We start from the raw sequence: 11333 nt of genomic DNA, 5'->3' as shown, positions 1-11333 counted from the left end.
GCGGGCAATCGAATAAAATAGCTCACTAATATGACATTGGCGTGAATTTTGCGCATTGACCTCTCCCTCTATTGCAGCTATTTGTTAGGTGTGGACGCAGAAGCGTACCACTGTTTTCTTTCCACCTGACCTGAATAATGAGGGATACAAGGCATGAAGAGACAAAAACGCGATCGCCTGGAACGGGCACAATCACGTGGATATCAAGCAGGTATTGGCGGACGCTCTAAGGAGATTTGTCCGTACCAATCATTAGATGCCCGATCACACTGGCTCGGGGGTTGGCGACAAGCCATGGAGGACAGGGCCGTTACCGCTTAAGCGGCTCCCCTGTCAGAATAAGGAACGACCTCCGCTGCGCGCGGAGGTTTTTGTTTAGGGTTCTCTCAATATTGCTCAAAAAACCATAAAAAAAAACGGCGAGCACCGGGCTCACCGTTTGTCTGGTACGAACTGAAAAGGCTCTTAGAACGCGGCAGCGTCTTTGAACAGGCCGACTTTCAGATCCGTTGCCGTGTAGATAACTACGCCATCAACCAGAACTTCGCCATCTGCAACGCCCATGATCAGTTTACGGTTGATCACGCGTTTGAAGTTCAGGCGGTAAGTGACAAGTTTGGCCGTCGGCAATACCTGACCGGTGAATTTCACTTCACCTACACCCAGTGCGCGGCCTTTGCCTTCGCCACCGAGCCAGCCCAGATAGAAACCTACCAGCTGCCACATTGCATCCAGACCCAGACAACCCGGCATGACCGGATCGCCGATGAAGTGGCAACCAAAGAACCACAGATCAGGATTGATATCTAATTCAGCTTCAACATAGCCTTTGCCATGGGTGCCGCCATCTTCCTGCATCTTCACGATGCGGTCCATCATCAGCATGTTGCCTGATGGTAATGGAGGGCCGCCTGCGCCGAACAGTTCACTGCGGCCAGAAGCTACGAGGTCTTCTTTCGTATAGGAATCGCGTTTATCTACCATGTTCTATGTAAGCCTTATTTTATTGAAGGGCGGAGCTTAGCTTACAGCTGTAAGCTGAACAACTCCGATCAGCTGTGGTTGAACCAGTTCAACCAGCGAAGAGGCCACGGATAGCGCGGGCCGCCCTGAGACGTGACCAGCGCAATACGCTGCTGAATTAATCCCAGCAAACTCGCACGCTCTTCTTCAGCTTCTCCTTCGTTGGAGTAAATCAGTCCGGTCAGGATAGGCAGCGCTTCGTCTGCGCTATCAACTGCCCATAAGTGAAACTGGCCTTCGCGAACGGCGTCAATCACCTGCGGATGCAGGCACAAATTACGCACGTTGCTGGTTGGCAGAATGACCCCTTGTTTACCGGTCAAACCGCGACGCTGACAAACCTCGAAGAAACCTTCGATTTTTTCGTTCACGCCACCAATAGGTTGCACATTCCCAAACTGATCGACAGAACCGGTCACTGCAATTTGCTGGTTAATCGGCTGCATCGACAGCGCACTGATCAGCGCACAGAGTTCAGCAAGGGAAGCGCTGTCGCCGTCCACTTCACCGTAAGACTGCTCAAACACAATCGAAGCGGAGAAGGGCAGAGGCTGGTCGAGTTCTAACTCGGATATCAGGAAGGCCTGCATAATCATCATGCCTTTCGCATGAAGATTGCCGCCTAATTCTGCTTTGCGCTCAACGTCGGTAAATTCGCCGTCGCCGGTGTGTACGACACAACTAATGCGCGAAGGTTCACCTAACGCGCGCGGATGTCCCGGGTATTCCAGTACTGACAGCCCGTTAATTTGCCCGACCACTTCACCTTCGGTTTCGATGCGGATCTGGCCCAGCTCAATTTCATCCTGCATGCGCTCCTGAAGATAACTCTCGCGCCACGCACGTGCGCTGGACGCGGCTTCCAGTGCTTTGGCGCTCAGCAGCTCATCTTCATTATAGAGGGCAGCTTCACTGAGTTGCGTGTTCAGCCAGACCGGATCGAGCGTCAGACTGCCCTGATCGGTGCTCTGGCGGATTGCCAGCTTAAAGAATTCAGGCCATGCATCGGCAGCAAGGCGGGGAATTTCCAGCTCATCGGCCAGCGTGTTGACATATCCGCACCAGGTTTCCATATCGCTTTCTTCTGTCAGCGGCAGGTCAGCTTCGAATTCGCCATAAATGGCAGAATCCATCAGCTCCGGTTCCATGTCACTCAGATCGCCCAAAGATAGGCGGTCGCCAACCAGAATCAGACGGAGATCCAGTGGCATGGGGGGAATGGTAACCGGTAAAGGTTTGGTTTCATCCGGGGAAACCCAGTGATACATGCCTTCGGTGATCATCTGTTTCAGGCGAAGCCACATCAGCGGTTGAGCGATGAGTGTGCGGATAGACAGCACCAGAACACCGCCATTAACCTGATGAACCAGACCAGGTTCGAGCTGGATGAGATCTTTATGCACACGAACACAGCCAAACAGCTGCTCCGGCTCAAGCCACTCGCGATACTGGCAGGTGAACTTCGCGGCAAAGGCATCTTCCGCTGATTTTGCCGCGAGCAGGGTGACCTTACTGCCTTCGATATGATAGCGGTTGCCAGTCACTTCACTGGGTTCAGGCAGCAGATCGTTAACCGCCTGAGCAATGCGTGACAGATACTCACGGTTTTCCTGCGCCTTAAGCGTCATAAAGCGAGGGCGGGAGCGGGGATGACAAAACAGCGTTAAACCATTTTCCAGCCGGGGCTGTGTTCCAGCGAAATCGACAGGGGCTAACTGGGCTGCCGTTGCAAATATTGCCTCATAAGGCGCGGAGTCAGGCAGTAAAAGCTGCCAGTCAAGTCGGTTATTGGTCAATGTGTTAGCTGTTTTCTATAAAAAGGGAAAGAGCGATTATACAAGAATAAATCCGGCTGCATACAATGAGAGTCGCGACTGAACATGGCTTAGTGCACATTGCTGACCAGGTGCGCAAAAAATGGGCAATATATGCAGGTTTATTTGGGGTGAAAATTGAAATAAAGCTGTTATGCTTAGTAAAGTTACGGGGTCACCGAAGAGTTCACGATGAAATATCAGCAACTGGAAAATCTTGAAAGCGGTTGGAAATGGAAGTACCTGGTGAAGAAACACCGGGAAGGTGAGCGGATCACCCGTCATCTGGAAAACAGTGCCGCACAGGAATCCGTGAACCAACTTCTCAGTCTGGAAAATGAGCCAGTGAAGGTCACGGACTGGATTGTGAATAACATGAATCCGGCGCTGGAAAACCGGCTTAAACAAACTATCCGTGCACGCAGAAAACGTCATTTTAATGCTGAGCATCAACATACCCGTAAGAAATCCATCGATTTAGAATTCCTCGTCTGGCAGCGGCTGGCAGGCCTTGCACAGCGTCGTGGTGCAACGTTATCTGACACCATCATTCAACTGCTTGAAGACGCAGAACGAAAAGAGAAATACGCCAACCAGATGTCTTCGCTCAAAGAAGACTTACAGCAAATCCTCGGTAAACAAGATCTCTGAGCCTTTTTGTATATCGGGTTGAAAGCCTTCTCCTGTTGTATTCGAACGCTGAATTCAAAGCATAAAAAAACCCCGCCGAAGCGGGGTTTTTAATATCTGTCGTTAAAGCTAAAGCGTGTTATTAAGCCTGTGGCTGAGTAACAGTATCTTTGTAGCCTTTAACTTCGATTTCTACACGACGGTCTGGTGCCAGGCAGTCGATCAGAGCAGCACGGCCTTTAACGGAGTCACAGGTAGAACCAGTAACTGGGTTAGATTTACCTTGACCTTGTGCAGAGATTTTGTTCGCAGGGATACCTTTAGATACCAGGTAATCCACTACGCTCTGTGCACGTTGCTCAGACAGTTTCTGGTTGTATTGTTCTGAACCGATACGGTCGGTGTAACCCAGAACGATAACTGAACCGTCTTTAGGATCGATTGAACTCAACTGGCTGTACAGCTGATCCAGAGCCTGTTGGCCTTCTGGTTTCAGAGTTGCTTTGTTGAAGTTGAACAGAACGTCAGACTTCAGAGTGAATTTCTTAGTTTCCACAACTGGAGCTGGAGCTGGAGCTGGTGCAACAACTGGTGCTGCAACATCATCCTGACCGAAACGGTAAGAAACACCTACAGACAGCATGCCGTTGTCTGGACGTGCGCCAACAGTCTGCGCGTCGCCGATGTTATTAACCCACTGGTAATCCAGACGGGTAGCCCAGTTTTTGGTCACTGCGTATTCAACACCAACAGCTGCCAGTGGAGAAACACCGGTGTCGTGATCGCTTACGCGCTCACCAGTACCACCGAAGTTACCTTTGGAGTCTGCACGCCAAACCATACCACCCAGACGGGTGTACAAGTCCAGATCGTCAGTCAGTGGGTAGCTCAGTTTAGCAGCCAGCTGAACGCCTTGTGCTTTGAACGCGCCGTTGTTTACGCTGCCTTTGTAAGGCATACGGCCAAGCCAGTCATATCCCATTTCAAAGCCCAGGTATTGGTTCGCTTGGTAACCCAAGAACGCACCTGCACCCAGTTGGCTATCGTGGGTAGGGCCGTTGCCGATACCTTCGTAAGCATTTGCGAAACCAGTGTCATGGTATTGGGACCAGCCCAATTTACCACCGGTATACCAGGTGTTATCTTTAGGGGCGGCTTGCGCTACGGTAGCGAAACCTGCCAGTGCCACTGCTAATGCGATAGCTGTCTTTTTCATTTTGCGCCTCGTTATCATCCAAATAGGCAATTGAGCTTTAAGCTTTAAGCCCTTGGTTAAAATCCTTACGCCAAGATTCTTGCTTCAATTAAGAACTTGCCACTTTACGTTGGCATTATAGAGCAACCTTGGCGTTGTAAAGTCTACAACGTGGCGCGAAACTTACAAGCTTGAAGTGTTAACACCGTGGAAAAAAAGGGAAAAACGTACACATTTCTTAACGGCTTTGACTAATTGTTGACAAAAACTGGAGATAATCTGAGGCCGGAATACCCATTTTTACTGGGTTTGAGGCCGGTTTCAGCACAAATCACTAAGTTCCGTACTATTTTCGTAGGAACATTCCTATTTTGAACTAATGGTACACAGAAGAGTGAATTTTTACGGTGGAGTGATGTCCACTAGCTGAATTCTGTTCATTTGTTGGCTTCATAATGAACCCGTAGGACCCTCCCTGACGTGCTGCAATTTGCAGTCTTTCTCTTTCTGAATCATTCAAATCGGGTAACCACCCAAGCACAACACTGTAATTCCCCGTGAGCAACGCTTTTTCCATTGCATCAACTGTCGACATAGCGGTGATCTGATTTACCTGCACCATTTTATCGACCGGCAAACCCGATTGGGATAACCAGTGGCGGCTCAGTTTCTGCTGAGGCGTGAGCCACAACAGCCAGCGGGATTGCATACCCAAATGCTGAAGCAATGGCAGAAGTAACTGCGCTAATGCTGGCTGACTCGCACTATAAACGAACTCCGTGATCAGACCATTATTCAAGGACGCAGACGAATTTACCTGTGTGTGAGCGACGGGCAAAGCAGACTGACTAAAATGATGATTTGTAAGATGTTGAGTGCGCATAGTGATATACCCCAGTAGGTTACTGTATGAATGTACAGTACTCTGGCGATGAGCAAAGATCAACCCAATTTTTTCCAAGACATCTCGCAAATTTTGAAGGGAAAATACTCCAGCTGCATTTTATGTTTGTTGCCTATCTCCACATTGCGTATTTTGCTTTTAGCTGTACAGGTAAGTTACATGGGATATATGGAATGAACATGAAAAGGATAACGCAATGATAAATCAATCAAAAAAAAGAGTGCTGGAGTGTCTGGAAATTTTTGCTTCTCTGGGGGATGTGCGTGCCCGAACCCAGTTTGGCGGCTTCAGTTTATCTGCCAATGGAGCCATGTTTGCACTGGTTTCAGACGGCGATTTATATCTGCGAGCCAGTGCTGAAACGGAAGCACATTTTTGTCGGAAGAAAATGGAAAGATTGATTTATCGTAAGCGCGGGATGGATGTGAAGTTACGTTATTTTAAGGTGAATCCTTCGCAGTGGGAAGATTCAGACGTTGTGCGAAAGCTGGGCAAATATTCACTTAAAGGAATGCTGCGTGAAATCGAATTGCGCAAAAATAATGAAGCCGGGCGGCTTAAGGATTTACCGAATCTTTCTCTGGCTCTGGAGCGGTTGCTCTGGCAGGTGGGGATAGCAAATTCGGGCGATCTGCGTACGCAAGGCGCGTGTAAGACCTACCTGAAACTCTGCGCGATGAAAAAGAAGAGTCTGGGTATTAACTTGTTAATGGCGCTGGAGGGCGCCATTTTGGGATATCATGAGGCCGCTTTGCCGGTGGCTTCCAGAGAAATACTGACTCAATGGTTTAACCACCAGCAAGAACAACCATCCGACACAATGCATTAAGTTTTACCGGATCCGTACGGGCTGTCAGTCATGGCTCTGAACGGGCAGAATTTTACTGTTAAGACTGGTGAGCTCTGGAAGATGGGCCACCAGCAATCCGATTTGCTGCAAGACAAGTTGTTCCTTACTGTCTGAATCTGTCGTCCGCATCTGGATCCTTGCCGTCAGTTGCTCGAGGGCTTTTTGTATCCGCCCGGCTTCAGAAGGCAAATGGTGCAATGCGCCGTCAACACAGCAGACCGCGTCATCAAGCAGTCTCAGGGTTTCGGTATCACTGAGTTTTTCACGATGCGCCCCCAGCGCTGAAATATAGCTCAGCATGGTGTGATTCAGGCACAACAAGCGAAACGCCGCTTCCAGTGTGGCAGGATCGTTATTTTTCTCCGAACTCATATTCGAAACCACCGACGCCAGTTCAGCATCGCAGTTATGTGCGTCACGGCGAGCCAGACGGTAATCCAGACTGTTATCTTTGCCCTGATGGTATTGCACTAATATCGCATCCAGATACCGGCAGTTTGCGTCGAACGTTTTGCTGATGACTCTATCAATCTGCCTGAATTTCCAGTCCGGCCAGATGAACGTCACGGCGGCCCACGCAATTGCACAGCCAATCAGCGTATCGATGATTCGGGGTATCGCAATCTCAAAACCTTCGCCCAGCAAGTTGAAGCACAGCAACACCAGCAGGGTGATGAACATCGTTGCCTGCGCGTATTGCACGGTGCGGAAGGCAAAGAACAATAATCCGCTGATCACAATCAGGATCATTTGCCCTTCAACCGACGGTACGAAGTACAAAATCGGAATGCCGATCGCAATCCCGGCCAGTGTCCCGATGATCCTTAACGCCAGCCTGCGGCGGGTCGCGCTGTAGTTCGGCTGACAGACAAACAGGCTGGTCAGCAAAATCCAGTAACCGTGGTTCAGGCCGCTGACCTGTATGAATACGTAGCCGATAAACAGCACCACCGACATGCGCACCGCATGACGAAACAGGACGGACTGTGGCGTGAAATGCCTGGAAATGCGCAGCCAGATATCATCCAGCCCGGTGAGCTTATCGTCGACGAACGGACTTTTTCCTGTCTGATTTTCCGGTAATGATTGCTCTGATTCGATATTCGCCAGTTGCGCGTCAATCGCGTGCAAATTTCTCAGAAGATGGCGCAGTGCCTGGAGCATTTCCTTGTGTTCGCCCTGAGACTCCAGTCGTTTCAGCGCTTCTTCAAGGCGGGAAAACGCCCGCTCGAACTGGCTGTTATGCGTATATTGCTGGCGATACAGGATGCACTGGGAAAGCTGCAAACAGGCGCGGGCCTGCATACTCATCAGACGCTGGAAACGGAAAAGGATATCGCTGTGATGAAACTGCTCGCTGAGTTTGAGGTATTTCACATGTGACGAACTGGCGCGCTCATGAATATCCTGCACCACAAAATAATAGTGCAGGGTCCGGCGCGTACCTTTCTGTCCGCGGTCGCCTTTCAGGCGGGTTTGCAATGTATTTTTGGTCTGATTCAGCGTAGAAACCAGCTGGCCGTTAGCCATGGCCAGTTCCACCAGCTGCTGATTATTGTCTTCCTGATCAGGGTCAAAAAGCGTCGCTTTAGCTTCCAGATAAGCCGCGAGCTGTGTGAAACAGCGGGAAATCTGATCCTGAAGCGGCCGGATAGGGAAAATAATATGCCCGGCCAGCGTCAGCAGGTTATACCAGATGGCGCCGGCGAGCAGGATCAGAGGCTGCTGATACCAGATGTGATACATACTGGTGCCGAGCATCGTATAGATTGCTATGAGCAACGCACCGAACGCAATAGTGGCGTAACGTTGTCCAAGCGCGCCCAGCAGGATAAAACCGCAGGTTGAAATCATCAGCCCGGGCGCGAATAACCAGGGGTAGGGAAACAGCAGTTCGATAGACGCCGAAGCGATAAAAAAGCAGACCAGAGTGATGAGCAAATTGCGTAAGCGGCCTGCCAGACGATCGTCCAGATCGGCCAGCGCAGCCGCCACCACACCGAGCGTCAGAGGAATGGTCAGCGTTATCTGACCCAGCCACCAGGGCATTGCGGCGGCACCCGCCAGCGCAATGAAAATCCTGATGTGGTAAAGCACATTGCTGTTATAGGCATAACGCCTCAAACCCGGTGCAATAGAAAGCACGGAAAAACCCCACGGTTAACTTCAAAAATGAAAAATCAGCGAATGCGTCCGTTTTTTAGCTGACGGCTGGCATTGGCTTCACGAACCTGTTTTGCCAGTTCGACGGAGACCACTCTTCGTCCTACCGGCCAGAGTGCGATGGCGGCGATTTTAAAGTTCGCGATGCCCACCGGAATACCGATAATGCTGATACATTGAGCGATGCCAGCCAAAATGTGTGACAAGCATAACCACCAGCCGAAAAAAATAAACCAGAAGATATTCAACAGGGTTCCGCCACCGGACATCAGCGCGCTGCGTTTTTCCGGGTACAATTCGTCAACATGCACCGCTTCGTTGCCAAAAGGCATCAGTGAAAGACGGGTGATTTCCCAGCAAGAGCGGGTCAGCGGCAATGTGAATATCAGCACAATGCTCACCAGCGTAGCGAATAACCAGGCGAGGGTGGTGAAGAAACCGCCTAAAACGAAGTTAAGAATATTGAGTACAGTGCGCATATCGACTCTTCCCGAAGATATTAATAAGTTGAAAAATTTCAGGTTAACTAAAAAGAAACACCGTCTTATTCTACCCTGTTTTGGAATGTGGATCGCCTCTGCAAATCAAAGGTAAACTCTTAAAACGACTTGCATGTAAAATAAGAAATATTACTTTTCCGTCAGGAATTAAAGAGAAAAAACGGTGTGATGATATGGAATTGAAATCGACCTCTTTCGGGAAACATCTGGCGCAGCATCCCTATAACCGGGTGCGTCTGCTTAATGCAGGCGTAGAAGTCAGCGGCGACAAACATCACTACCTGATCCCTTTTAATCAGCTTATCCAGATCCGCTGTAAACGCGGCATTGTCTGGGGCGAGCTTGAATTTGAATTGCCCGAGGCAAAAGTTGTCCGCCTGCACGGCACTGAGTGGCAGGAAACGCAGCGTTTTTATCAGCACCTTCTCAAAATCTGGCAGGCCTGGAGTGAGGAGATGAGTGGCGTCAGCGCGGGCGTTCTGCACGGGCAAATTGAAAAAATTACGCACATTGAAGAACAGGATAAGTGGTTTAAAAGCGCCGATCTGGCTGACGTCCAGAAAGACATCACCGGGGCATTTTCCGCCATTCCTGTCCCCGTCGGGCGTCTCAATGATTTCGATAATTGCCGCGAAGATTATCACACCTGCTTACGCTGGCTTGAGCAGGGAAAACGCAGCGTCGATAAACGCAATCTGGCCTGGACTGACCGGGTGATTGCGGAAAATCAGGACTTCTTTGATACCGTCGAAGTTTCTCCGCTAAACGAAAGTCAGTGTCGCGCGGTGGTGAATGGCGAAGATGCGGTTCTGGTGCTGGCCGGTGCTGGCAGCGGTAAAACCTCGGTGCTGGTGGCGCGCGCAGGCTGGTTGCTGCGCCGTCAGGAAGCGGTACCGGAGCAAATTCTGTTGCTGGCGTTTGGACGTCAGGCTGCGGATGAAATGAACACGCGTATAAAAGAACGTCTGCATACCGACGGGATCAAAGCCAAAACGTTCCACGCGCTGGCTTTGCAGATTATTCAGGAAGGCAGCAAGAAAGCGCCAAAAATCAGCAAACTGGAAACTGATGCAAAAGCGCACCGCAGCTTGCTTATCAAAACCTGGCAGGAACAATGCGCTGGCAAAAAAGTGCAGGCCAGCGGCTGGCGGCAGTGGATGACCGATGAGCTTGAATGGGATGTGCCGGAAGGGGATTACTGGAAAAATAAATCGCTGGCCGAACGTCTGGGCAGCCGTCTTGAACGCTGGCTGAGTCTGATGCGCACGCACGGCGGAAGCCAGGCCGAAATGATTGAGAGCGCACACGAAGACGTGAAAGACCTGTTTTCTAAGCGCATCCGCCTTATGGCTCCGTTACTGAAAGCCTGGAAAACGGCGCTGAAAGAAGAGGGCGCGGTGGATTTTTCCGGGCTAATTCATCAGGCTGTGAACATTCTGGAGAAAGGCCGCTTTGTCAGCCCGTGGAAACACATTCTCGTCGATGAATTTCAGGACATCTCCCCGCAGCGCGCGCTGTTGTTGTCGGCATTGCGCAAGCTGAATAAACGCACCAGCCTGTTTGCGGTGGGCGATGACTGGCAGGCGATTTACCGTTTCAGCGGTGCAGAGCTTTCCCTGACCACCGCTTTTGCAACACACTTTGGCGAAGGGGCCCAGTGCGCGCTCGATACCACTTACCGGTTCAACGACCGCATCGGTGAAATCGCCAATAAATTTGTTCAGCAGAATCCTTATCAGCTAAAAAAACCGCTGAACAGCCTGACGAAGGGCAATAAGAAAAACGTGGTGATCTTGCCGGACGAACAGCTGGAAAAGCTGCTGGATAAGCTCAGTGGCTATGTCACTGCCGATGAAAAAATTCTGGTGCTGGCGCGTTATCATCATTTACGGCCACAGATTCTGGAAAAGGCCGTTACCCGCTGGCCTAAGCTGAATCTTGAATTTATGACGATCCACGCCAGTAAAGGTCAGCAGGCGGAATACGTCATTATTGTCGGGCTGCATGAAGGCAACGACGGCTTCCCGGCACCGGCGCGTGAATCGGTGCTGGAGCAGGTCTTATTACCGGAACCTGAAAACTTCATGGATGCCGAGGAACGGCGGTTGCTGTATGTGGCGATGACCCGCGCGAAGCATCAGGTCTGGTTAATGCAGGATAAAGCACGTCCTTCCATTTTTGTGGAGCAGCTGGAAGATATCGGCGTTCCGGTGCAAAGAAAACCCTGATAACAAAACGCCCGGTCAATGCCGGG

At 50.5% G+C, this 11333-nt stretch carries 10 protein-coding genes; 4 read left to right on the top strand and 6 right to left on the bottom strand.

The window, feature by feature from the left end:
• Positions 1-153 precede the first annotated feature (153 nt).
• Positions 154-321 carry a ribosome modulation factor gene (rmf, locus tag KWG64_RS06595; protein ID WP_013574871.1) on the top strand — a complete coding sequence of 56 codons (168 nt, stop codon included), beginning with the start codon at positions 154-156 and terminating at the stop codon, positions 319-321.
• 144 nt (positions 322-465) lie between these two features.
• Here the strand turns inward: rmf and fabA are convergent, their stop codons facing one another.
• The gene (fabA, locus tag KWG64_RS06590) at positions 466-984 is read right to left on the bottom strand and encodes a bifunctional 3-hydroxydecanoyl-ACP dehydratase/trans-2-decenoyl-ACP isomerase (protein WP_013574872.1); all 519 of its coding nucleotides are present in this window, start codon (positions 982-984) and stop codon (positions 466-468) included.
• Between the two features lie 68 nt (positions 985-1052).
• On the bottom strand, positions 1053-2819 hold the full coding sequence (locus KWG64_RS06585; RefSeq protein WP_218521325.1) for a Lon protease family protein: 1767 nt from the start codon (positions 2817-2819) through the stop codon (positions 1053-1055).
• A 210-nt stretch (positions 2820-3029) separates the two neighbouring features.
• On the opposite strand from KWG64_RS06585, the gene matP reads away from it, so the two are divergent.
• Entirely contained in the window at positions 3030-3488 is a 459-nt protein-coding gene (gene matP / locus KWG64_RS06580) for a macrodomain Ter protein MatP (RefSeq protein WP_195812770.1), read from the top strand.
• A 121-nt stretch (positions 3489-3609) separates the two neighbouring features.
• Here matP and ompA read toward each other — a convergent pair whose 3' ends face one another.
• Positions 3610-4683, bottom strand: a complete 1074-nt coding sequence (ompA, locus tag KWG64_RS06575) for a porin OmpA (RefSeq protein ID WP_152324706.1) — start codon at positions 4681-4683, stop codon at positions 3610-3612.
• A gap of 355 nt (positions 4684-5038) precedes the next feature.
• The gene (sulA, locus tag KWG64_RS06570; RefSeq protein ID WP_218521324.1) at positions 5039-5545 is read right to left on the bottom strand and encodes an SOS-induced cell division inhibitor SulA; all 507 of its coding nucleotides are present in this window, start codon (positions 5543-5545) and stop codon (positions 5039-5041) included.
• 217 nt (positions 5546-5762) lie between these two features.
• Here sulA and KWG64_RS06565 point away from each other — a divergent pair, with 217 nt between their 5' ends.
• The gene (locus KWG64_RS06565) at positions 5763-6395 is read left to right on the top strand and encodes a TfoX/Sxy family DNA transformation protein (RefSeq protein WP_218521323.1); all 633 of its coding nucleotides are present in this window, start codon (positions 5763-5765) and stop codon (positions 6393-6395) included.
• A 24-nt stretch (positions 6396-6419) separates the two neighbouring features.
• Here the strand turns inward: KWG64_RS06565 and yccS are convergent, their stop codons facing one another.
• Positions 6420-8561: a YccS family putative transporter gene (yccS, locus tag KWG64_RS06560; RefSeq protein WP_218521322.1), complete on the bottom strand. Its 2142-nt coding sequence runs from the start codon at positions 8559-8561 to the stop codon at positions 6420-6422.
• A 35-nt stretch (positions 8562-8596) separates the two neighbouring features.
• Positions 8597-9058 carry a YccF domain-containing protein gene (locus tag KWG64_RS06555; protein ID WP_165058060.1) on the bottom strand — a complete coding sequence of 154 codons (462 nt, stop codon included), beginning with the start codon at positions 9056-9058 and terminating at the stop codon, positions 8597-8599.
• A 194-nt stretch (positions 9059-9252) separates the two neighbouring features.
• Between KWG64_RS06555 and helD the strand changes: the two genes are divergently transcribed.
• Positions 9253-11307, top strand: coding sequence for a DNA helicase IV (gene helD / locus KWG64_RS06550; RefSeq protein ID WP_218521321.1), 2055 nt, complete (start codon positions 9253-9255; stop codon positions 11305-11307).
• Positions 11308-11333: the final 26 nt, after the last annotated feature.

The sequence above is a fragment of the Rahnella sp. PD12R genome (assembly GCF_019200965.1).
GTDB classification, from domain to species: Bacteria; Pseudomonadota; Gammaproteobacteria; order Enterobacterales; family Enterobacteriaceae; genus Rahnella; species Rahnella laticis.
The sequence above is the reverse complement of the archived record's forward strand: the minus strand, read 5'-3'. Positions and strand labels throughout refer to the sequence as shown.